The organism is Petrocella sp. FN5 (genome assembly GCF_029210395.1).
GTDB lineage: Bacteria > Bacillota > Clostridia > Lachnospirales > Vallitaleaceae > Petrocella.
Genome location: NZ_JARGDP010000041.1, coordinates 1 through 24311, shown reverse-complemented (window position 1 = coordinate 24311; position 24311 = coordinate 1). Strand labels below are relative to the sequence as shown.

General features: G+C 37.4%; 21 protein-coding genes and 3 tRNA genes. 22 read left to right on the top strand and 2 right to left on the bottom strand.

The annotated features are described in order from the left end of the window. Positions 1 to 14: 14 nt before the first annotated feature. From P0N36_RS10405 to P0N36_RS10320, 18 genes are all read left to right on the top strand, one after another. A tRNA-Val gene (locus tag P0N36_RS10405) sits at positions 15 to 87 on the top strand. 44 nt (positions 88 to 131) lie between these two features. Beyond that, a tRNA-Leu gene (locus tag P0N36_RS10400) sits at positions 132 to 216 on the top strand. Between the two features lie 33 nt (positions 217 to 249). Next, positions 250 to 323, top strand: a tRNA-Arg gene (locus P0N36_RS10395). Positions 324 to 656: 333 nt separating this feature from the next. After that, positions 657 to 1988, top strand: a complete 1332-nt coding sequence (mgtE, locus tag P0N36_RS10390; RefSeq protein ID WP_330684009.1) for a magnesium transporter — start codon at positions 657 to 659, stop codon at positions 1986 to 1988. A 137-nt stretch (positions 1989 to 2125) separates the two neighbouring features. Beyond that, a complete protein-coding gene (gene rho / locus P0N36_RS10385) occupies positions 2126 to 3592 on the top strand; it encodes a transcription termination factor Rho (RefSeq protein WP_275842783.1) in 1467 nt (488 codons plus the stop codon). A gap of 134 nt (positions 3593 to 3726) precedes the next feature. Then, complete coding sequence (gene rpmE, locus P0N36_RS10380; RefSeq protein ID WP_275842782.1) at positions 3727 to 3936, top strand: 50S ribosomal protein L31; 210 nt, start codon at positions 3727 to 3729, stop codon at positions 3934 to 3936. 282 nt (positions 3937 to 4218) lie between these two features. Continuing rightward, complete coding sequence (locus P0N36_RS10375) at positions 4219 to 5160, top strand: DUF1385 domain-containing protein (RefSeq protein ID WP_275842781.1); 942 nt, start codon at positions 4219 to 4221, stop codon at positions 5158 to 5160. After that, positions 5147 to 5998: a peptide chain release factor N(5)-glutamine methyltransferase gene (gene prmC / locus P0N36_RS10370; RefSeq protein ID WP_275842780.1), complete on the top strand. Its 852-nt coding sequence runs from the start codon at positions 5147 to 5149 to the stop codon at positions 5996 to 5998. The genes P0N36_RS10375 and prmC overlap by 14 nt, the downstream gene beginning before the upstream one ends. 27 nt (positions 5999 to 6025) lie before the next feature. Beyond that, positions 6026 to 7090 (top strand): peptide chain release factor 1, encoded by a 1065-nt coding sequence (gene prfA / locus P0N36_RS10365; RefSeq protein ID WP_275842779.1) that lies wholly within the window; start codon positions 6026 to 6028, stop codon positions 7088 to 7090. 139 nt (positions 7091 to 7229) lie between these two features. Continuing rightward, entirely contained in the window at positions 7230 to 7370 is a 141-nt protein-coding gene (locus tag P0N36_RS10360; RefSeq protein ID WP_275842778.1) for a hypothetical protein, read from the top strand. Positions 7371 to 7496: 126 nt separating this feature from the next. Next, positions 7497 to 8780 (top strand): dihydroorotase, encoded by a 1284-nt coding sequence (locus P0N36_RS10355; RefSeq protein ID WP_275842777.1) that lies wholly within the window; start codon positions 7497 to 7499, stop codon positions 8778 to 8780. An 11-nt stretch (positions 8781 to 8791) separates the two neighbouring features. Then, positions 8792 to 9715: an orotidine-5'-phosphate decarboxylase gene (gene pyrF / locus P0N36_RS10350; protein ID WP_275842776.1), complete on the top strand. Its 924-nt coding sequence runs from the start codon at positions 8792 to 8794 to the stop codon at positions 9713 to 9715. Between the two features lie 14 nt (positions 9716 to 9729). After that, a complete protein-coding gene (locus tag P0N36_RS10345) occupies positions 9730 to 10788 on the top strand; it encodes a carbamoyl phosphate synthase small subunit (protein WP_275842775.1) in 1059 nt (352 codons plus the stop codon). Positions 10789 to 10821: 33 nt separating this feature from the next. After that, positions 10822 to 14049 (top strand): carbamoyl-phosphate synthase large subunit, encoded by a 3228-nt coding sequence (gene carB / locus P0N36_RS10340; protein WP_275842774.1) that lies wholly within the window; start codon positions 10822 to 10824, stop codon positions 14047 to 14049. Then, a complete protein-coding gene (locus P0N36_RS10335) occupies positions 14030 to 14809 on the top strand; it encodes a dihydroorotate dehydrogenase electron transfer subunit (RefSeq protein ID WP_275842773.1) in 780 nt (259 codons plus the stop codon). Before carB ends, P0N36_RS10335 begins: the two co-directional genes overlap by 20 nt. After that, positions 14809 to 15711: a dihydroorotate dehydrogenase gene (locus P0N36_RS10330; RefSeq protein ID WP_275842772.1), complete on the top strand. Its 903-nt coding sequence runs from the start codon at positions 14809 to 14811 to the stop codon at positions 15709 to 15711. The genes P0N36_RS10335 and P0N36_RS10330 overlap by 1 nt, the downstream gene beginning before the upstream one ends. Positions 15712 to 15762: 51 nt before the next feature. Further along, positions 15763 to 16440, top strand: a complete 678-nt coding sequence (gene pyrE, locus P0N36_RS10325; protein WP_275842771.1) for an orotate phosphoribosyltransferase — start codon at positions 15763 to 15765, stop codon at positions 16438 to 16440. 630 nt (positions 16441 to 17070) lie between these two features. Further along, positions 17071 to 18147, top strand: coding sequence for a Fic family protein (locus P0N36_RS10320; RefSeq protein WP_275842770.1), 1077 nt, complete (start codon positions 17071 to 17073; stop codon positions 18145 to 18147). A gap of 149 nt (positions 18148 to 18296) precedes the next feature. On the opposite strand, the gene P0N36_RS10315 is transcribed toward P0N36_RS10320, so the two are convergent. Next, positions 18297 to 18905: a hypothetical protein gene (locus tag P0N36_RS10315; protein ID WP_275842769.1), complete on the bottom strand. Its 609-nt coding sequence runs from the start codon at positions 18903 to 18905 to the stop codon at positions 18297 to 18299. A 981-nt stretch (positions 18906 to 19886) separates the two neighbouring features. On the opposite strand from P0N36_RS10315, the gene P0N36_RS10310 reads away from it, so the two are divergent. The 3 genes from P0N36_RS10310 (at position 19887) to P0N36_RS10300 (ending at position 23258) form a co-directional block, all read left to right on the top strand. Continuing rightward, positions 19887 to 21260 carry a hypothetical protein gene (locus P0N36_RS10310; RefSeq protein WP_275842768.1) on the top strand — a complete coding sequence of 458 codons (1374 nt, stop codon included), beginning with the start codon at positions 19887 to 19889 and terminating at the stop codon, positions 21258 to 21260. Then, a complete protein-coding gene (gene murD / locus P0N36_RS10305) occupies positions 21257 to 22618 on the top strand; it encodes a UDP-N-acetylmuramoyl-L-alanine--D-glutamate ligase (protein ID WP_275842767.1) in 1362 nt (453 codons plus the stop codon). The genes P0N36_RS10310 and murD overlap by 4 nt, the downstream gene beginning before the upstream one ends. 172 nt (positions 22619 to 22790) lie before the next feature. Beyond that, positions 22791 to 23258 (top strand): hypothetical protein, encoded by a 468-nt coding sequence (locus P0N36_RS10300; RefSeq protein ID WP_275842766.1) that lies wholly within the window; start codon positions 22791 to 22793, stop codon positions 23256 to 23258. 105 nt (positions 23259 to 23363) lie between these two features. Here the strand turns inward: P0N36_RS10300 and msrA are convergent, their stop codons facing one another. Beyond that, positions 23364 to 23864, bottom strand: a complete 501-nt coding sequence (msrA, locus tag P0N36_RS10295) for a peptide-methionine (S)-S-oxide reductase MsrA (RefSeq protein WP_275842765.1) — start codon at positions 23862 to 23864, stop codon at positions 23364 to 23366. A gap of 218 nt (positions 23865 to 24082) precedes the next feature. Here msrA and P0N36_RS10290 point away from each other — a divergent pair. Beyond that, positions 24083 to 24311 (top strand): heme NO-binding domain-containing protein (locus P0N36_RS10290; RefSeq protein WP_275842764.1); only part of this gene is annotated, 229 nt, incomplete at its 3' end.

Sequence of the window (24311 nt, the reverse complement as noted above, 5' to 3'; positions counted from 1 at the left end):
ATGAAAATATCCCAGGGCGCATAGCTCAGCTGGGAGAGCACCTGCCTTACAAGCAGGGGGTCACAGGTTCGAGCCCTGTTGCGCCCATTACGTCTGATATGGATGTTGAACCATCGTAGGTTTTTTATTATGCCGGAGTGGCGGAACTGGCAGACGCACAGGACTTAAAATCCTGCGACCCTTAAAGTCGTACCGGTTCGATTCCGGTCTCCGGCATGTTTTAATTAAGAATGAGATGAACCAAATTATGTGCGCATAGCTCAGCTGGATAGAGCGTCTGGCTACGGACCAGAAGGCCGAGGGTTCAAATCCTTCTGCGCACGCTAACTTCATTGAGAGGGCTTGTTGACTGCTTGCGGTTGGCGAGCTTTTTTTATTCTCTAAGAAAGTGCTCTTTTCCCATAAAAAGATTTTGATGCAGACATTTCTATAGTTTTATTTTTATTATGGTTAAAACATGGGCAGTTGAGCATAAATGCCAGTTTACATTTTAATTATATTTTGATAGACTTGCAATAGTAGTAGTTTTAACCCATTTATGTAAAGAAAGGTGTTGATAATATGGAAGGATACCCGGATCGGTATCGTAATATAATGAAGGATATATATACCATGACTTATCAACGTGTTTATGACTTTACTTAGGAGGGTTTATATTGGAGATTAATGAACTCATAGAATTGATTAACGAAAAGGCGTATAAACAAATAAGAACTCAATTGGTTGATTTACAAGAGGCTGACATCGCTGAGCTCATTGAAGAACTTGATGATAGAGATGCTCTGATTGTCTATAGATTATTACCAAAAGAAATTGCTGCCGATGTTTTTGCATTCCTTGATATAGAAACACAATCAGAGATTTCAATGCTTATTAGCGAAAAGGAATTGGCTTACATTATTAATGAACTGAACTTTGATGACAAGATTGACTTATTAGAAGAAATGCCGGCTAATGTCGTTAAGATGATACTTCGTGATGCTACAGATAAAGAACGAAAGCTTATCAATCAATTTCTAAACTATAAAGAGGCTTCTGCTGGGAGCCTTATGACAATAGAATTTGTTGATTTGAGAGCGGATATGACAGTTGAAAATGCTATGAGCCGTATTCGCCGTATCGGTATTACGAAAGAAACGATTTACACTTGTTTTGTAACAGATAATACAAGGCGACTAGAGGGCATTGTTACCTTAAAGGAACTTGTACTAAGTCCCCAAGACCACTTGGTTGGAGATATCATGGAAACTGAGGTCATTTCGGTATCTACAACAGATGATCAAGAGGTTATTGCCAACATATTTAAAAAATACGATTTCTTGTCTTTACCGGTTGTTGATCATGAAAACAGACTTGTAGGTATCATAACAATTGATGACGTTGTAGACGTTATTGAAGAAGAAACAACGGAAGACTTTCAAAAAATGGCGGCGATAGAGCCATCCGATATGGAATACATGAGTATGACATCTTTTGATTTGGCAAAACGCCGGTTGATGTGGTTGGTTATACTAATGTTTTCTGCCACCATAACGGAATATATTTCGAATAAGAACACATATTTAACAGCACAATTTGCTATTTTGTTTGGTGTTATACCTATGCTGATGTCAACAGGTGGTAATGCAGGTGCACAATCATCTACACTCGTCATTCGTGGCATCACATTAGGGGAAATAGATTTTAAAGATTTCATGGCAGTTATCTGGAAGGAAATAAAAGTGGGTCTGTATATAGGTGGAACTTTAGGGGGGTTGAATTTTACAAGAATTCTATTACTTAGACAAGATTTAAAATTGGCATCTATCGTAGGTCTGACGCTCATTGGAACTTCTGTGACAGCAACGACAGTAGGGGGCATGTTACCAATATTAGCTAAAAAACTTAAGTTAGACCCGGCTACAATGGCAAATCCTCTGATAACAACAATAACAGATGCATTAACCTTAATTATTTTCTTTGCAATTTCTGCCATTGTACTGTTATGAGTAAGTAAGATGTGGTATAATAAATGCATCGATTTAAGGGTAATTATTCTATTCTGATATATTCATTATGATTTACAATCCATATATAAAAATTACATATTATTAGGAGGCCTGTTTTGAGTGTTGATTATTCAAAAATGACATTGGTTCAATTGCGAGCTAAGGCAAAGGAAATTGGTTTGAGAAGTGTTACATCTTTTAAAAAAGCTGAGTTGGTTATGCTTTTAACCGAAATTCAGATGAAAGAAGATGCCAAAGCCCATGAGAAGAAAGTAGATGAGACTGAAACTGAGGAGAAAAAAGAGGAAAAAGAGACTAAAGTAAAAAAAGAAGCAAGAGCAAAAAGTAAAATCTCAAAATCCGAACCTAAGCCTTCGAATTCAGCCAAGAATAAAGAAAAAGCATCCCCAAAAACTTCGGAAAGTACCGAGGAGAAAAAAGCAGAAGTACCACAAGATCCGAATGGATTAGACAGCGGCCAAATAGCCTTTGGTATATTGGAAGTATTACCGGATGGCTTTGGTTTCATACGTTCGGAAAACTATATGCCTGGTGAGGATGATGTCTATGTTTCACCTTCTCAAGTTAGACGTTTTAATCTCAAGACTGGAGATATGCTAAAAGGGAACATAAGGGTTGCAAAAGAAAATGAAAAATTCAGAGCTTTGCTTTATGTTCAATCGGTTAATGGTGATCTACCTTCAGTTGCAGCTAAACGACCAAATTTTGAAAGCTTGACTCCAATATTTCCTAATGAACGTTTGCATCTTGAAACAGTGTCCAGCGAACTGGCTACACGTTTAATTGACTTTATTGCACCGGTTGGCAAGGGCCAAAGGGGCATGATTGTTGCACCACCTAAGGCAGGGAAAACAACACTATTAAAAAAAGTAGCAAATGCAATTACTCAGAACCATCCGGATGTCTATCTTATTGTATTATTGATTGATGAACGGCCAGAAGAAGTTACAGACATTAGACGTTCAATTAAAGGTAAAAATGTAGAAGTTATTTATTCAACTTTTGATGAACTACCTGAACATCATAAAAGAGTTTCAGAGATGGTACTCTCACGAGCAAAACGATTGGTAGAACAAAAAAAAGATTTGGTTATTTTATTAGACAGTATTACTAGATTAGCTAGAGCTTATAATCTCATTATTCCACCAAGTGGTAGAACGTTGTCAGGTGGCCTTGATCCCGCGGCATTGCATATGCCGAAAAAATTCTTCGGTGCGGCTAGAAATATTGAAGAAGGCGGCAGCTTAACCATATTAGCGACGGCGCTTATTGAAACGGGAAGTAAGATGGATGAGGTGATATTCGAAGAGTTCAAAGGCACTGGAAATATGGAGGTTGTCCTTGACCGTAAACTTTCAGAACGTCGCATATTCCCAGCGATAGACTTGTCCAAATCCAGCACTCGAAAAGATGACTTACTATACACGGCGGAGGAACTTGAAGCCGTTAACAAGCTAAGAAAAGTCAGCGCCAATATGAGATCAGAAGATGTCATTGATTCTATGCTAAAAGTATTTATGGACACCAAGTCAAATGCTGAGTATATTCATAAGCTATCAAAAAATATTTTGTCAAACTATTAAAAAGATTGATATATAAAAATATGTATGTTATAATTTAAGAGCTGTTTTGAGAAACATCAATTCTCAATCGAAAATATTGCTCGATATATTATGTCGGTCATATAATATTAGCACGGGCGAAAGAGGTGAAAAGAATGAAGCAAGGCATTCATCCGGTTTATAATCAAGCAACAGTTAAATGTAACTGCGGTAACGAATTTATTACTGGAACTACAAATGAATCAATACACGTAGAGATTTGCTCAAAATGTCATCCGTTCTATACAGGTCAACAAAAATCTGTTCAGGCACGTGGACGTATTGATAAATTCAATCGTAAATTCAGACAAAACACAGAAGCATAAGAACAAAGAGGCTACGCCTCGCTTTGCAGAGCAAATTGTTCCGGCAGGAAAGATTTCCTTGATCGTTACATAGCATAGACTTTCCTAGAGAAGAAAAAACGAAGAGCTGAGGTTTTCCTCAGCTCTTTTCTATAGAGGTGTGCAACGTAGTAATCCTTTTCTAATTCTAAATTCAACCCAATGGATTTTTATTGGCAGCTCTAATAAGAGTGTGATATACTAAAGAAATCTTAAACTTAGTGTTATAGGATTAAAAAAAATCAAATAGATGGAAGTGATAATATGGAACGACCAAGTATTGGTGGACAAGCGGTTATTGAAGGCGTCATGATGAGAAACAATGAAAAATACGCCACAGCCGTTAGAACATCCGATAAAAAAATAGTATTAGATAAAAGAGAGTATGTTAGTTTAACAAAGCGTTATAAAGTTTTAGGGCTCCCTTTGGTTCGAGGTGGTGTTGCCTTTTTAGAATCTATGGTTATTGGTATGAAGATTCTTACATTTTCTGCTGAGTTTTTTGAAGTAGAGGGAGAAGAACAAGCCCCTTCAAAGTTTGAAAAATTTCTTGAAGCAAAATTTGGAGATCGTATGAACGATATTATCATCGTCATTTCTATGGTACTGGCATTAGCCTTATCCATAGGCTTGTTTTTCATTGTGCCGGCATTCCTGTCTCAAATCATGGGAAGCTTTTTACCGGAAGGACGTTGGATGAATTTAATGGATGGCATCATTAGAATACTCATCCTAATTGGTTATATTTTTCTCATCTCTAGAATGAAAGATATACAGAGAGTATTCGAATACCACGGTGCTGAACACAAGACAATTAATTGCTACGAAAGTGGTGATGAGATAACAATAGAAAATGTTATGAAACACTCACGTTTTCATAAGCGATGTGGCACAAATTTCATTTTTATTATTGTGACGGTGAGTATTGTTGTATTAACCATTATTAATGTTCAGACATTTTGGTTACGGATCGGCGTTAGGTTATTGGCATTACCTTTAATCGCAGGGATTTCTTATGAGCTACTAAAAATATTCGGTAAGTTTGATAATGGTCTTATTAATCTTTTTGCATCACCCGGAATGGCTCTACAAAGGATTACGACCAGTGAACCAGATGCAAGTCAGGTAGAAATCGCTATTACAGCCTTTATGAATGTATTAGAAGAAGACACATGGAAAGATGAGCCCATTGATGAACCAGCATAAAATCAGTGAGGTATTGGCAGATGTTAAAAGTAAGTTTGAACTTGCAAATAAGCAAGAAGCAGAAGTGGATGCTAAGTGGTTATTAGCTGAACTGATGGGCTGTAGCTTAACAGAGATTATGCTTATACAGGAAAAGACCTTATCAGAAGAGACTTACCTTAGCTATATGAATCATATACAACGTCGTTTAGCAGGGGAGCCACTTCAGCATATACTTGGCTATCAGAACTTTTACGGTTATGACTTTAAAGTTAATGGTAATGTCTTGATACCTAGATTTGAGACGGAAGAGTTAGTAGAAAAAGGCATTTCTTTAATCAAAGAAAATAGAATGAAACAAGTTATAGATATGTGCAGTGGCAGTGGCTGTATTGGGATAACCCTTTTAAAAGAATGTGCAGAGATAAAGGCCTATTGTGTTGATGTGTCTTACGAGGCAATTTCCATAGCTCATGAGAATGGTCTTGATTTGGGTGTAAACAATCGTCTTACTTTCTATAAAAGTGATTTATTTATAGAGGTGCCACAAATGAACGTGGATATGATTATTTCCAACCCGCCTTATATACCTTCTGATATCATCTATAGTCTAAGTACCGAAGTTAAGGATCAGGAACCCAGTTTGGCACTAGATGGTGGAACCGATGGATTAGATTTCTATAGGCGTATTATTGTTGAAGGTAAGCCCTATCTAAAAAAGGGTGGTTATTTACTTTTTGAGATAGGCCATAATCAAATGGAGGCCGTTCTTAGCTTGATGGAAGAAAGTGAATACAAAAATGTAAAAGGTTATAAAGACTTATCTGGAAATGATCGAATGATTATCGGTCAGAAATAGAATAAAAATTAAAACAGAGGTGATAAAATGTTTGATAGATTAGAAGGTTTGGTTGCAAGATATGAAGACATATCTCAGATGATTAATGACCCGGAGATAATTTCCCAACAAGATCGATGGCGTAAACTGATGAAAGAACACAGTGATTTGTCGATTATTGTTGAAAAGTATAAACAATACGTAGCAACCCAAAATAATATTGAAGAAATGCTGATGATGTTGGACGAAGAGTCCGACGAAGAAATGAAAGAAATGGCTAAGGAAGAATTATCAGAGAGCAAAGCCTTGCTATCAGTACTGGAGGATGAAATAAAAATTCTACTTATTCCAAAAGACCCGAATGATGAAAAAAATGTGTTCGTTGAGATAAGAGCAGGTGCTGGTGGTGATGAGGCTGCTTTGTTTAATGCAGAGTTATACAGAATGTATAGTCATTATGCGGATTCCAGAAGATGGAAGATAGATGTCGTCTCCGTGAATGAAAACGGTATTGGTGGTTTCAAAGAAATTATTTTTGAAATCAGTGGCAACAATGTATATTCAAAACTTAAGTATGAAAGTGGTGTGCATCGTGTACAAAGAATTCCAGCTACAGAATCAGGTGGTAGGATTCATACATCAACGGTAACCGTTGCAATGATGCCGGAAGTTGAGGATGTTGAAGTCGATCTGGATATGAATGATTTACGAATTGATGTATTTAGATCTTCCGGAAATGGTGGGCAATCTGTTAATACAACAGATTCAGCGGTGCGTGTTACCCATATCCCGACAGGCTTGGTTGTATCCTGCCAAGATGGTAAATCACAACTAAAAAATAAAGACAAGGCTTTACAAGTTTTACGTTCAAGACTCTATGAGATGGAGCTTCAGAAACAACAATCTGAACAGGCGGAGAGTAGAAAAAGTCAAGTGGGTACAGGTGATCGTAGTGAAAAAATAAGAACCTATAACTTCCCACAAGGCCGTGTGACGGACCATAGAATCAAATTGACCCTACATAAGCTAGAATCCATTTTAAATGGTGATTTAGATGAGCTGATTGATAGCCTAACCACGGCAGATCAAGCCGAGCGATTAAAAAACATGTAATTAGTATCCGCAAATAGGATAACATAACCGTTGACAATCTAGATACCCTATGTTAAAATCTATTGAAATTAATAAAGCAAATTTAGCGTTACGCATGCTAACTTTAAATTGGTCCAGAGAGGCCGAAAAGGGAGGAATTATGATGCGAGACATCGGTGCGTATTTTTATAATGAGCAAAAAAGGATAAAATGTGTAATAAGTTATGTGGTAGAGGGGATGCATTATACCAATCTATCAGAATTAGCCATTGACGTTTATAGAGCAATAAATGATTGGTAATAAACCAATTCGTTTATTGTTTTTTTATATCAGAAAAGTACCTCTCTCTCAATATAAAAGAAAATGTCAAAAGATAATTTCAAAGGTCACAAAGTCACATAAGTTTATTTAGAAATGGAGGTAGCAATGAAAATACTCATTAAGCATGGTAGAATTATTGATCCGGCATCTGGTAGAGATGAAATTTCTGATATATTGGTGGAACGAGGAATGATTAAAAAAATAGGTCATATTCCTGATGACAAAGATGCAACCATCATTGATGCAAAGGGATGTTGGGTGACGCCGGGGCTCATAGATGTACATGTTCATCTAAGAGAGCCGGGATATGAATATAAAGAGGATATTGAATCAGGTACTTTGAGCGCTGTAGCAGGTGGCTATACAACTGTGTGCTGTATGCCTAACACCAAACCGGTTATTGATTCACCTAAGATTATCAAGCATATTATTAAGAAAGCCAAAGAGAAAGGTCATGCCCATGTACTACCGATCGGTGCTATAACCCTTGGCCAGAAAGGTGAAGTGTTAGCACCAATTGATATGATGGTAGACAGTGGTGCCATTGCCATTAGTGAAGATGGCCGATCTGTTTTAAATGCAAAGATCTTAAAAACAGCCATGTTTGAAGCAGCTAGACTTAATATTCCGGTCTTATCTCATTGTGAAGACGATGATCTGGCTTTTGGTGGCTGTATGAATGATGGTAAACGATCAAAAGAACTGGGGCTACAGGGGATACCTAATGATGCGGAAGATATCATAACAGCCAGAGACATTCTACTTGCAAAAAGCACAGGTGCAAAATTACACTTGTGCCATGTCAGTACAGCAGGGAGTGTGGATTTGATAAGAGAAGCAAAAAATAAAGGCATTCAAGTAACGGCAGAAGTATGTCCTCATCATTTTACCTTAACGGACGAAGCCGTAGATGGACAAAATGCCAACATGAAAATGAACCCGCCTCTTAGAACTCAAGCAGATGTAAATGCCATACTTGAAGGACTAAAAGATGGTACAATAGACATAATAGCCACAGACCATGCGCCACATGCACCTTCGGAAAAAGAAAGCGGCTTTGACAGTGCGGCCAACGGCATAGTAGGTCTGGAAACGGCTCTTGGATTGTCTTTACAAACACTGGTACATTCCGGACTTCTAACACCGAATCAACTCATTGAAAAGATGAGCTTGAATCCTGCCAAGTTGTTAGGCATTGATAAAGGCAGCTTGGAAGTAGGAAAAATGGCAGATATAACCATCATACAGCCGGAGGAAGTCCATTTAATTGATAAGGACACATTTAAGTCCAAAGGACGTAATACACCTTATGATGGGGTTAAAGTAACAGGTAAAGTTAAGTACACCCTTGTAAAAGGTGTGATAAAATATGATGACAATGAAAATTAGGAGGCACAAAGATGATTGATCAACTTATTAAGAAAATAAAAGAAACACAGAATCCGACGGTTGTTGGTTTAGACCCAAGACTGGATTATATACCGGAACATATACGCCAAAAGGCTTATGATGCCTACGGAAAAACATTATCCGGAGCAGCCTACGCTTTCCTCTTGTTCAACAAAGCTATTATTGATGAGATTTATGATATTGTACCTGCAGTTAAGCCACAAGTCGCCATGTATGAACAATACGGGGCAGCAGGTATGCAAGCTTATATTGATACCATCGCCTATTCCAAAGAAAAGGGTATGGTCGTAATCGGAGACATCAAAAGAAGTGATATTGCTTCAACAGCTGAAAGCTATTCCGATGGCCATATCGGCCGTGTGTTAGTGGAAGGAAATCAATTTGAAGTCTATAAAGAAGACTTTATAACACTAAACCCTTATCTGGGGTACGATTCCATAGAACCTTATATGGGTAATTGCGAAGCTTATGACAAAGGCTTATTTGTACTGGTAAAAACCTCCAATCCGAACAGTGGTGAAATCCAAGATATTATGGTAGGGTCCGAACACTTGTATGAGTATATGGGTGGATTGGTCTCAAAATGGGGAGAAGCTTATATGGGACAATCAGGATATAGTAGAATTGGCGCGGTCGTAGGTGCAACCCATTCCGAACAAGGAAAAGTCTTACGTCAAATCATGCCCAAGACATACTTTTTGGTACCTGGCTATGGTGCACAAGGTGCGACAGCAGAGGATCTTGCAGGTTGTTTTAATAAGGATGGCTTGGGGGCGATTGTAAACTCCTCAAGAGGCATCATTGCTGCCTATCAAAAACCGGCTTATCAAAAGGATTTTGATGCCCAGGATTTTGCAAAAGCCTCACGTCAAGCGGCACTGGACATGAAAGCCGATCTTAACCGCGTTTTATAGAGAGGAATCACATCATGAAAGCAAAACTAATTTTAGAAAATGGAACAATATTTGAAGGAAAAGCCTTTGGGTATATGAAAGAAACTGTCGGTGAGGTTGTCTTTAACACCAGTATGACCGGTTATCAGGAAATATTAACGGATCCGTCTTATTATGGTCAGATTGTGACCATGACATACCCTATGATTGGTAATTATGGTTTGAACCTAGATGACCATGAATCTGCCGGTGTCAAAGTAAAGGGGTTTGTAGTAAGGGAAAAAGCGGATCATCCAAACAACTGGCGATGCGAGTTTGAAATCGACGAGTATTTAAACCGTCATAAGATATTAGGTATCGAAGGTATTGACACAAGAGCATTAACAAAAATAATCAGAAATTCCGGTACCATGAAGGGAATTATAACAGTAAGAGATCTAACACAGGGTCAAATTGCTAGTAAATTCAATGGTTTTCATAATGATAAAGCGGTTGAAGAAGTCTCGTCTAAAGAAGTAAAAGTGATGGAAGGGGACGGTATTCACATTGTAGCCATGGATTTTGGTATTAAGAATAATATTCTAAGATCCTTTAAGAATAGAAATTGTAAAATAACCATAGTACCCGCGCATACAAAAGCGGAAGCTATACTTGCCCTAAGTCCGGATGGTGTTTTTCTGTCCAACGGACCGGGTGATCCAAAAGACGTACCGACCGTTATTCATGAGATTAAAAAACTTATCGGCAAAAAACCGATAACAGGTATTTGTCTTGGACACCAATTGCTGGCGTTGGCCCTTGAGGGCGATACAGAGAAGTTAAAGTTTGGACATAGAGGTGCGAACCATCCGGTTAAAGACCTAAGTACAGGTCGGGTTATGATTACTTCTCAAAACCACGGCTATGTGGTTTGTGAAGATGGACTTCCTGAAGGGGTAGAAGTAACCCACATCAATTTAAATGATGGCACAGTCGAAGGAATGAAACACCATGAACATCAGATCTACAGCATCCAATTCCATCCGGAAGCTTGTCCCGGACCTCATGACACAGATCCCATATTTGATGAATTCATAGAAATCATGACGCCATGAGATCGACAGTGATGTATAAGAAAGGATATAAATATGCCAAAAGATAATTCAATAAAAAAAGTCCTGGTTATAGGCTCAGGTCCCATCGTCATTGGACAGGCAGCAGAGTTTGACTACTCAGGAACACAAGCATGCCAGGCATTTAGAGAAGAAGGGGTCGTTACTGTACTTGTCAATAGCAACCCTGCGACCATTATGACAGATAAAGAAGTAGCAGATATTGTTTACATAGAACCCTTAACATTACCTTTTCTTGAAAAAGTAATAGATAAGGAACGCCCGGATAGTCTGATAGCAGGTATGGGTGGACAAACAGGACTTAATCTGGCTGTTGAGCTTCATGATGCGGGCATTTTGGAAAAATACAATGTAAGAGTTATAGGTACTCAGATTGATGCAATCAAAGAAGGGGAAGACAGAGAAGATTTCAAGAAATTAATGGAAAAAATCGGTCAACCAGTTATTGAAAGTAAAATCGTAACAACCATGGAAGACGGTGTGGATTTTGCCTCTCATATCGGTTATCCTGTCGTGGTCAGGCCGGCATATACTCTAGGTGGATCTGGTGGTGGTATTGCAGAAGACCGGGAAGAACTAAAGCAGATTTTGGCTTCAGGTCTTCAATTATCACGGGTGGGTCAAGTCCTTCTTGAAAAATCCATTAAAGGATGGAAAGAGATTGAATATGAAGTCATGCGAGATTGTGCAGGTAATGCCATCACCGTATGTAATATGGAAAACATTGACCCAGTTGGTGTTCACACGGGGGATAGTATTGTTGTGGCGCCATCCCAGACCCTATCTGATGTGGAATACCAGATGCTTAGAAAAGCATCCCTGGACATTATTAATGAAGTGGGCATTGTCGGGGGGTGTAATGTACAGCTGGCCCTTCATCCTGAAAGCTTTGAATACGCCATTATAGAAATCAACCCAAGAGTGAGCCGTTCTTCAGCGTTGGCTTCAAAAGCAACAGGCTATCCGATTGCTAAGGTATCGGCAAAACTAGCTCTGGGCTACCGATTAGATGAAATTCAAAATGCCGTTACCAAAAAGACACAAGCTTGCTTTGAGCCAACATTAGATTATTGTGTCATCAAAATACCAAAATGGCCTTTTGATAAGTTCAGAAGAGCTAAAAAGACATTAGGTACTAAGATGATGGCGACAGGGGAAGTCATGGCCATTGGCAATAACTTTGAAGCGGCTCTACTAAAAGCTGTCCGATCATTGGAGATTGGCCAATATAGTCTTCATCATAAAAAAGCGGCATCCAGAGATATGGATGAACTAAAAAAAAGGGTACAAGTGCCGGATGATGAGCGTTTATTTGACTTAGCCGAGTTGATTCGTCGAGGTTACAGACTGGATAAAATCTGTAAGATTACGGGTATGGATATTTATTTTGTCAACAAAATCAAGAAAATCGTAGACGAAGAAGAAAAATTGAGGGGTATGAGTATTGATCAGATTGATCGGGATTACATGAAATGGTTGAAAATCAAAGGCTTCTCAGATAAAGCCATCGCTGATTTCGTAGGGTGTATGCCCATTGAAGTGCTAAATCTTAGAAAAGCCTACCATATAGAAGCGGTCTTTAAGATGGTAGATACTTGTGGTGGTGAGTTTGAGGCTGTATCACCATATTATTACTCAACTTATGATGAAGTCGATGAAGTCGCGGTATCGGATCGTAAAAAAGTTTTAGTTATTGGATCGGGTCCAATACGCATCGGACAAGGCATAGAATTTGATTATTGTTCAGTCCACTCAATCTTAGCCCTTAAAAAAGCGGGCATAGAGACCATTATCGCCAATAATAATCCTGAAACGGTGAGCACGGATTTTGATACGGCAGATAAGTTGTACTTTGAACCTTTAACAGAAGAAGACGTACTGAATATTATTGAAAAAGAAAAGCCGGATGGGGTAATCTTACAATTTGGCGGACAAACAGCCATTAAATTAGCCGGTTTCCTAGACCAGATGGAGGTGCCGATTCTTGGTACGAAGCCAAAGCAAATAGATGAAGCAGAAGACAGAGAAAAATTTGACGACCTCATGGAAAAGCTGGATGTAGCAAGACCAAAAGGAAAAGCCGTCTGGTCAATTGAAGAAGGTCTAAAAGAAGCGGATATCTTAGGTTACCCGGTACTTGTTCGTCCATCTTATGTTCTTGGGGGACAAGGTATGGAAATCACTTACAATGATGTGGAGCTAAAAAATTATCTTGGACCGGCTTTTGAAAGAGATCATAAGAATCCGGTTCTTATTGACCGATATTTGACGGGTAAAGAAATCGAAGTGGATGCTATCTGTGATGGTGAAAGTATCTTAATACCCGGCATCATGGAACACTTGGAGAGAGCCGGCGTACATTCAGGTGACAGTATATCCATTTACCCACCAAGAAGCCTATCGGATGAACTGAAGGCGCAGATTTTGGTGCAGACGGAGAAAATCGCATTGGCACTTCAAGTTGTCGGTATGATTAACATCCAGTACATAGAATTTGAAGATATACTTTATATCATAGAAGTGAACCCCAGATCTTCAAGAACAGTACCTTATATCAGCAAAGTGACAGGTGTTCCAATGATTGAGTTGGCAACCAGGGCCATGTTAGGTGAAAAATTAAAAGATATGGGCTTTGGTACAGGTATATACAGGGAAGCCGATCTTATTGCAATAAAAGTACCTGTATTTTCAACCCAAAAGTTACCGGATGTTGAGGTTTCACTAGGGCCTGAAATGAGGTCTACCGGTGAGGTCCTTGGTGTTGGAAAAACCTTCGAAGAAGCCTTATACAAAGGTTTTGTTGGATCAGGTATGGGCATTATAAAGCCTAAGGGCAATATACTGGCTACCATTAAGCCGATTGATCAAAAGGAGTTTATTCCTATGGCTAGGAAGTTTATAGAGATGGGGTATCGTTTTATAGCAACAGAAGGAACTGCTAGGGTGCTTAGGGAAAATGGCATGGATGCCCAGATTGCTAAGAAAATTAATGAGGGCGTTCCTAATATTCTAGATCTCATCAGAAGTGGCCTCATTGATGTTGTCATCAATACACCTACAAAAGCCAATGATGTAACGAGAGATGGTTTTAGAATACGTAGAGCAGCCATTGAGGCCACTGTACCAGTATTAACTTCTCTTGATACAGCCCAAGGTATGCTAGACATCATATGTGCCAATATGAATGAAGCAACCATGTCAATCTATAATATGGGAGAATTATATGTGCCAAACAAGTTATAAAAGTAAGATCAACTGTAAAATCATAAAAAATGTCCATTTGGTCGACCAAGTTTATGAAATGGTTCTTGACTGTCCCTCCATAGCTATGGAGGCAAGTGCAGGTCAATTTGTAAACCTTTATTGTCATCATAAAGGACGGTTATTGCCAAGACCCATCAGCATATGTGAGATCGATAGGGAACAAGGCCGTATACACCTTGTATATGCAATCCTAGGAGATGGTACGGCCGAGTTTGCCTCTTATGTAGAAGGCGAGCAGATTGAAGTGTTAGGGCCCTTTGGCAACGGCTTTAAGTTTGCCCCAGATTATGAAGAAGATGTTTTGATTATCGGTGGTGGTGTAGGCACACCACCCCTTGTACAACTGGCTAAAGAGCTAAAAGGTAAGAAAACCATTGTTGTAGGTTTTAGATCCAATCCCTATTTGATTGAGCGTTTGGAAAAGTACGGTAAAGTTTTTGTCACGACCGATGATGGTTCTACAGGCTTCAAGGGGCATGTTGTGGCCCTTCTAGAAGAAAAAGGTCTACTGGGAAACATATATGCTTGTGGCCCTACACCCATGCTTAAAGGTGTAAAGGCCTATGCAAATAAGAATAACCTTAAAGCACAGCTTTCCTTAGAAGAGCGTATGGGATGTGGCTTCGGTGGTTGTGTAGGTTGTGTGACCAAAGTTGTGGCAGAAACAGAACTTGGCTATGTGTATAAGAAGGTATGTAAAGACGGACCGGTTTTTGATGCTAAGGAGGTGGTATTCTAATGAATTTGGGTATAAACATTGCAGGTGTTGAACTAAAAAATCCTATTATGACCGCTTCCGGTACCTTTGGATCCGGTAGAGAATATGAGCCCTATGTTGACATGAACAAGATTGGATGCGTAGTGGTAAAAGGCGTAGCCAATGTACCATGGATGGGTAATCCGGCGCCTAGAATAGTGGAAACTTACGGTGGTATGATTAATGCAGTCGGTTTGCAAAATCCCGGTGTTGAAGTTTTTATAGAAGAAGATATCCCTTTTCTGAGACAATTTGATACGAAGATTGCTGTGAATCTTGCAGGAAGAACCATTGAAGAATATGTGGCCGTGGCCAGTCGATTGGCTACTGCGGATGTGGACTTTTTAGAACTGAATATTTCTTGTCCTAATATCAAAGAAGGCGGCGTGGCTTTTGGGATAGATGCCAATATGGCAATGAAGGTTACAGAAGCGGTTAAAAAGGTAGCAAAGCAGCCCTTGATCGTTAAGCTTAGCCCCAACGTGACAGATATCACTGAAATTGCAAGAGCTGTAGAAGCGGGCGGCGCAGACGCTGTATCACTAATTAATACCTTAATTGGCAGCCGTATTGATATTCATAAGCGACAATTTATTCTATCGACCAAGCATGGTGGTTTGTCCGGTCCGGCCATTAAACCGGTAGCAATCAGGATGGTGTACCAAGTGGCAAGTACCATTGGGTTGCCTATTATTGGCATGGGTGGTATTATGACAGGTGAGGATGCCATCGAATTTATGATGGCAGGCGCCACCGGTATAGCCGTTGGTACTGCAAATTTATTAGACCCTTGTGCCACTATGAAAATACTTGACGAAATGTTGATTTTCATGCAAAATAAGGGAATAGAAAATATAAATGATATAGTAGGCATTGTAAATTGACAATAAATTAACAAGGCGATATTTTTACTTATCATTGAAGGGAAGAAAAATATGGATCAATATAAAAAAGAATTTATAGAGTTTATGGTAGACAGTGAGGTTCTGACTTTTGGGGATTTTACAACAAAGAGTGGGAGAAAAACACCGTTTTTCATCAATGCGGGTAATTACAAATCAGGTAGACAGTTAAGTCTACTTGGAGACTACTATGCTAAGGCAATCAAGGAGAACTTTGGGACAGACTTTCAGATTCTTTTTGGTCCGGCTTACAAAGGGATACCTCTTAGTGTGACCACATCTGTTTCCTTATCCAAGTCCTATGGTGCAGATATCGCCTATTGTTCCAATCGTAAAGAGCAAAAAGATCACGGAGATGTTGGTGGTTTTCTTGGCGCTAAATTACAAGATGGTGATAAGATCATCATCATTGAAGATGTGACAACAGCCGGAACCTCCATCTATGAGACCATGCCCTTACTGAAATCAGCCGCCAATGTAAATGTTCTTGGATTAATTATATCCGTAGATCGAATGGAAAAAGGCAGAGGCGAACAATCTGCCCTTAAGGAACTTGCGGATGCATTTAATATTGAAACATGCGCTATTGTCACTATGGAGGAAGTTGTGGGGTACTTACATAACAGGGCTATTGATGGCAGAGTTTACATTGATGATGAGATCAAAAGTAGCATTGATGCTTATTATGAGATTTACGGCGCAAAAGAGTAATACATACTTTATGAAATAATGATAACAATAATCACAAGAAAAAGCATGAAAAAACAAAAAAACTAGTAATTATCACATGTCCATGATATAATATTTGTTAGGACCTTGTGAACGAGACATATGATGGATATCACATATAAAGTAGGATGTTCAATGCTATGACATGTTACAGGTAAAAGTGCGAGGACGATGAATCATACAACACCTTAAACAGTTGGCTGACCGAAAGGGCTGAAGTTTTAGATTCAAAAACGTTAAAACCTAGTTTTATTGAATGGTAAAACAATCACAGGCAATCTATAGAAGGAAGTTTCTTTTCATGTAAGAACAAGTTGGATTAATACGTTGCGCAATTGAAATACCGCTTTCTTAATTGGGGATAGAAAACGGAATGAATTAAAGGTCCAAAAGATAAAGATAGGTGTATAACCTAGACGTTTCCGGGGGTGGAAGCAAAAAGAACGAGCAGGGGTGTTTCGTTCGTAAAAGTTAGAGCTAACATGGCAACATGTTGTTCTAGCTTTTTTATGTTGTTGAGAAAGGTCAAGAACATAATTTATATTTCAAATAATATATATTATTGAAATATAAAACTCTTTATGTTACTATATATTCAATAGGAGTGATATTATGAAAAAACCATTTGAACCTAAGGAACTACCTCTTAACTTAAGCAGCAGTGATATTATTGAAATCTTAAAAAAAGAATCGGATGCAAGAGCAAAACTTGAACGGTTTAATTCTATGCTGGAACGTTCAATTATTAAGAATGAAATATTGATGCTTTTTTCACTAGATGAATCAATTCAATCAACTAAGATTGAAGGCACCCAAGCAACATTTTTTGATGTTATAGAATCAGAAGTAAGTGGTAAAAAGAACGAAGATGTTCAAGAAGTAAATAATTATTTTAGAGCGATAGATATCGGTTTTAGAAAGCTTTCAACAATACCAATATGTACCCGTTTGTTTCATGAGCTTCATAAAATCATTCTCGATAATTCGAGAGGTCAAAATAGAAGTCTTGGAGAATATAGAAGAATACAGAACTTTATCGGACCAACAAATAGAATAGAAGATGCTTTATATATTCCACCTGAACCTCAGAAAATTGGTGGATTCATTTCAAATCTAGAAAAATACATCAACAATGAATTTGATGATGATTTAGGTTACATTGCAAGAGCGGCAATCGTTCATGCACAATTTGAAACGATCCATCCCTATTTAGAGGGCAACGGAAGATTAGGTAGGATTCTTATAATTCTTTATTTGATTAGCAATAATATTCTAACAAGCCCAACCTTTTTTATTAGTGAAGAATTAGAAAAAAGCAAATTCAAATATTACGGGTTATTAAATGGATTGAGAAATGATCATCCAAAATGGAAAGAATGGATCATATATTTCATTGAATCATCCATCAGACAAGCAGATAACTACATTGAAAAATTAGAAGCTATTGAAAAACTTCATATAGAGCTTATTAAGTATATGAATGCAAATAATATAAATGGTAATATAGTTCATGCAATTTTCAAAAAACCATTTTTCACGATCAAGTATATTCAACTAGAAATGGGTGTTAGCTATAACACGGCTAAGAGATATACACAGATACTCGTTGAATCAGGAAGGGTATACCCAGACGATAAAAAGAAAAATAAGGTATTTAGATTCTATGACTTAATAGATTTAATGAGATAATTTGTTTATTCTATAGTTATTAGTCCTTTAATGTATACCTATTTAATTAAATAGCCTTAGAAATATAGGTGATTTTTGTGAAAAATACATCATATATCTATAATATTTTAAAGCTGGCATGAAGCCAGCTTTGGAGTGAATGCTAGGTTTTAAATGTAAGCTATTGCATAAGTGCTGCCATAGGTTATCTGAGCTTTCATAAAGTGAATATTAAATACTAACCAACCACCAACAGCGGCTGCCAATGCGCTCGTAGGCTTCAATATTGATGACATCATTAAGAAAGTGCCACCTATTGATGCAAGCCCAGCGCCTGCTCCTATTAGGTCATCTATAAATTGGACTCCTTGAGCATTGGCCATAAACATATAACCTGTTATTGGCGCAATATTTCCAACATAGACTTTCATTATTATTACGCCAGAACTTCTAGGGGCAATCAGATTTGTTGAAATAGTTACATCGTTGTCAAGGTCACTATTTTTCTTTTTCAGATAATCTGCCTCGAATGTCTTCATTGAGTCTTGAAGATTTTTAAATTCATCTTTAGATAATGTGGCGATTTTTGACTCAAGTGATTCTCTAACGATATTAGCCTCGTCTCTGGTAAGTCCGTTAACTCTAATTATTTTTTCAATTATATTTGCTTCAGATAATTCTTTGTTAACAGATTCAGAGGCGCTTATTGGTACAGAATATACTGAGGTAATGATTGAAGTTAGTAGTAGCAGTGAAATTGCTTTTTTCAATAATTTCATTTTGAATCCTCCTTGAATTAAATTAAATACACTCCGTAAAAAAGGTTAACACATATGGCTTTTTAGGTAAAGGTTTATGGCAAAATATAAAGGGAATGAACTATTTGAGTAGTTACATGGTTTCATATTTGGACAAGTTACATGTCACTGGTAATAATAGTTCTATGGTATAGATTGAATCAGTGAGGCTAATATGTTATCTTAGAACGAGATTATTCATTAATTTGTGAATAGATCTTATTGAAAACCATTTCTTGGTAACATTACCGACTTGAATATAGTATTACGTTAGATAAGTAAGCATTTAGCCTTTTGACCCTATGCATAGATATTAGGAGATTTTGCTGTTTATAGAGTTTTACAAACGTCTAATACAGAATAAAATGAAAGGAGAGTATGGTATTGGCTAACTATATCATGCAAAAAAATATGAAAAAAAAGTCACTAATTATAATAACTTTATCTGTTTTTACAATTGTTTCAAATTTATTGAATTACAGTATTATCGATAATAGAAAAATCAATTCACTAATTTCAGTTTTCATTTATTTGATAATACTAATAATAATCTATGTATTCTTCTATCCAGTAGTTCATACTGACAATGAAAAAGATAAAAAACAGTTTCTATTTATTGGATTATTATTATTTGTTGTATTATTGCTTATGATTTTGTAGTAGCGAGCCTAATACATTTCCACGATTAGTGTTTATGGTTTATTATCATTTGATTTACATTTGTTAAGAAGACTTAAGAAAAAGTAAAACCAGATGTGTAGAGGATAAAGTTCCTGGAGGGGTTTTTAGCCGACGAATTTAGATATAATACAAATAAGTAGTCAGCATCCAAAAAGGATTGGCTTTTAGCATATAACGCGACCCAAATCATGCTTATTATTGTGCTCTTCAGGAATATTTGTTATAATTTCAAGGACACCAAAGAGGTCCTAAAGGGCCTTGGTGGATATCGGAGGGATTATTATGAGCTTGGAGCAATACCATAGATTATCAGCAGAATATGATAAGTTTGTATATGAAAATTATCAGGTGGAAACAATAGATCAAAAGTTGATGCTGAATTTTCAATACAGGTTAGAAGGTGACAACCAAACACCTATAACTTTTTTTCATCGTGTCAGTTATGAACTGATCCACGCGTTAGACGCGCAACTGAATCTTGAGCAGTTAAATAAATTAGACGCCCTCATATTCTCCATAGGTTTGATTGAGGGGATTAATTACTATAAGAGCGTATGTCCCAAATCCTATGTGATTGCATGTGGTACCATAGATGTTGAGCAGAATAAATGGTGGCAAAAATTATTCTATCACGGACTAGGAGAACTAATTTACCTAAATGGGATGTCAGAAGAAGTGACCGAATCTAATTTGGTCCATTTTACTTGTGACCATAAATGGCCAAGTATTTTTGAAGAGATGGATTTGGATTTGTCCGGGAACCTAATTCCGGTTGGTGGTGGGAAGGATTCTGTGGTGACCTTGGAGCTACTTAAAGGCATGAAAGAGGACAATCTATGTTTTGTCATGAGCCCACCACAGGCAGCCATTGATTGTATTCATGTTGCTGGGTATGAGAATTATCTTTTGGCCAAACGCTATATCGATAAGAAAATACTAAAGATGAATGATGCAGGCTTTCTTAACGGCCATGTACCCTTTTCAGCCATACTAGGTTTTATAGCGGTACTTGGAGCAGCCTTAGTCGGTAAACGCTATATACCTCTATCTAATGAACGCAGCGCCAATGAATCAACGGTTCTTGGTGCCAGCTTTAACCACCAATATTCTAAGAGCTATGAATTTGAAAAAGATTTTAATGAGTACGTGAACCGATACTTGATTCGAGACATGCACTACTTTAGTTTACTCAGACCCCTGTATGAAATAGACATAGCAGAAAGATTTGCTAAACACGAAGCTTATCACGAGGTTTTTAGAAGTTGTAACCGAGGTAAGAAGGATAACAGTTGGTGTGGTCACTGCTCCAAATGCCTATTTGTTTATACGATTTTAGCGCCCTATATGTCAGAAGAAGCTCTGATACGGATCTTCGGGTATAATTTATTGGATAACATAGACTTGGAACCTATATTTCTTGAACTCATTGGTGTCAAAGAGGTTAAACCTTTTGAATGTGTGGGTACCATCGATGAGATTCGTTGGTCTATGAAACGTATCATTGAAGAACTTGAAGAAAAGAGCAAACCAAAACCAAGTCTGGTCAAAGCTTTTGAACAAATCATACCCCTAGACACGATTAATCCACCGAGTAAGTTTGAAGAAGAAAAGGATATACCAGATCACTATTTGGGATTGCTTGAGGAAAAGTTATGATAACATATTGGAAGGACCAATTTGATAATAAAAAAATTGTGATTTTAGGCTTTGGAAAAGAAGGCATTTCAACTTATCGTTTCATCAATTCCATTACTGATAAATGCCTTATACAGATTATGGATCAGAACATTGCTCAACCGGATAACCAAGTTCAAGAAATAGATACATCGATCTATTTTTATCCAAAAGAACGGTATTTAGATTTTGACAAAGATGTTGATTTGGTTTTTAAAAGTCCGGGTATACCTTTAATGCATATAAAAGGCTTAATAGAGCTTGATAAGGTAACGTCTCAAAGCAATGAATTTATCAAAGTATATAAAGACCGTATAGTAGGTATTACAGGGACAAAAGGTAAAAGTACAGTTTCTACGCTTATTTATGAGCTTCTTAAAGGAGAAGGTATGAATGTTGAGTTAATTGGCAACATTGGAAAACCGCCTTTTGACTATGTTCTGGAAAAAGATCCCTCCACTTTTTTTGTCTATGAACTGTCCTCACATCAACTGGAAACGGTTCGTGTATCACCTAAGTATGGTATCATACTTAATATATTCCAAGAGCATTTGGATCACTATGCGTCTTATGATCACTATGCAGAAGCAAAAATGAACATTGGAAGGTATCAATGTGAAGAAGATACGCTGATTTATAGCGCTTTGGATGAAGAAATACCAAAAAGACTGGATGGGTACAAAGGTAAGCTTATTCCCATTACAAAGGATGAAGCTGGAAGAGCCGGCTTAATCGTGACCCCAAGAGGTATAGATTTGATAGGTGATTTTAATACAGTCCACTTAGATCAGAACTTAAAAAGACATCTATTGGGCGATCACAACCTAATCAATATTGGTGTGGCTGTATATATAACCTTATTATTAGGTTATAATCAATCAAAAACAAGAGAAAAGGTCATTGAGACATTCCCAGGACTACCTCACAGATTGGCTTTCGTGGCACGTGTCAATGGCGTAGATTTCTATAATGATTCCATCTCAACAATACCTCAGGCTACCATTGCAGCCGTTAAAGCATTGGGAAATGTGGATTCAGTTATTATTGGCGGTATGGACAGAGGGGTAGATTATGGGTGTCTAGTGGATTATATCAATAATAATGAGAAAATAAAAGTCATACTGCTACCGACAACAGGCCACCAGCAATATAGCAGATTAAAACACCCGGACCGACTTTTTTTGGCCAAGGATATGGAAGAAGCGGTTGCTATGGGCATGAGGATTACAGTCAAAGACAGTATATGTCTACTGTCACCGGCAGCCGCTTCCTATGGTGTATATAAGAATTTTGAATCACGAGGTAGGCATTTTGAATCATTAGTCAAGCATCTGCTGTAAATAAGGTTGGCATTGACAAATAATCATTAAAATACTAAAATATAATTATAGTATTTTATGGTGAAGGTTTCAAAACAATATAGTTGAACTTAAAGAACTTGGTTTTGACTCTATAACCATTTTGTGAAACTAATAATAGAGTAGAAAAGCAGAAAGAAAAGGGAGAAATGATATGTATAATGACGGAGGCGCAATTTTAGCATTATTTGGTGGTTTTATATTTTTATTCTTTTTGATTGGTATTGCTAATTATGTATTGATGGCAATGGGTCTTATGAAAATGGCACAGAACCAAGGCATTGAAAATCCTTGGTTAGCATGGGTACCTGTCGGAAACATCTATATCCTTGGCAAGCTTGTAAGAACAATAGAGTTTGGTGCCAACAAATATGAAAAAGCAGAGATGATTTTATTGATCGGATTTGCAGCAACAGTTGTACTAGGTGCTATTCCATTAATTGGTACACTGATTAGTTTGGCTTACATGGTATTGTCCTTTATGGTAATCTTTAAGCTTTATAAGATGTATGCAGCGGAAAGCGCGACATTATACCTAATTCTCTCCATCGTGTTTGCCATTATAGCACCAGGTATTATCTTGTTTAAAATAAAAGATAATACACCTGTAGAAGTAGCATAAAAAATCGCCCCATTACCATGAGACGACTTATAATGTGATGCTTGAGCAACTAAAGATAGATATCTTTAGTTGCTTTTTTTCTAGAATGACATTTAAGCATATTGACTAGGATTTATTCATTTTTCTGCGAAGTTCATCTAAGGGAATATGGCAATAGCCATAAGGATTTTTCTCTAAGTAGTCTTGATGATAAGCCTCTGCATTCCAAAACTTGATAAGGGGCTGTATTTCTGTGACAATCGGTGCAGAATATTTTTTTTGTTCTTCAAGTTTTGAGGCATTAATAATGTCTAAGTCTTCAGAATCAATGAAATAAATGCCTGTTCGGTACTGCTCACCAACATCCGGGCCTTGGCGATTGAGAACAGTTGGATCTACAATAGCCCAATAAGCTTTAAGCAGCTCAATAAGGCTTATTTTATTTTCATCATAGGACAAATAGCAAGCTTCTGTATGGCCGGTTTTTTTTGAGCAAACTTCTTCATAGGTTGGGTTGGTGGTGTGACCGTTAGCATAACCAACTGTAGATGATATAACACCATCTATGAGCTTAAAATAGGCTTCAACACCCCAAAAACAACCACCTGCAAAAACAATTTCTTTCATAAGAGTAACAACTCCTTTCATAGTTTCATAGTAAAACAAATGTAGCAAAATAGCAACTATTTAATATCGGTTGATAATACTTCTTGAGAAGTAGAAGAAATAATGCTATTATATGAATGATTAAGGTGTCAACTAAGATCGGTATACTTTGAAAGGCTTAGTTTTGACAGCTTAACCGGTATGGAATGGAATGACTATACTATATAGAGGTGATTGATATGAAAGGTACCGTTGTTTCCACGTGGTTAAAAACATGTAAAAAAATGCTGGGTGAAGATTTAATAGAAGGCGCTTTGATAAAGTCCAATATGGATCCTAACCGAGTTTTTTCACCATTAGAAGATGTTGAAGATCGTCAGGTATTTGGTTTAATCTCAAATATAGCTTCAGCTGGTAATATGGATGATAAAAAATTATGGCGTCTTATTGGTACCGATAATTTAATTA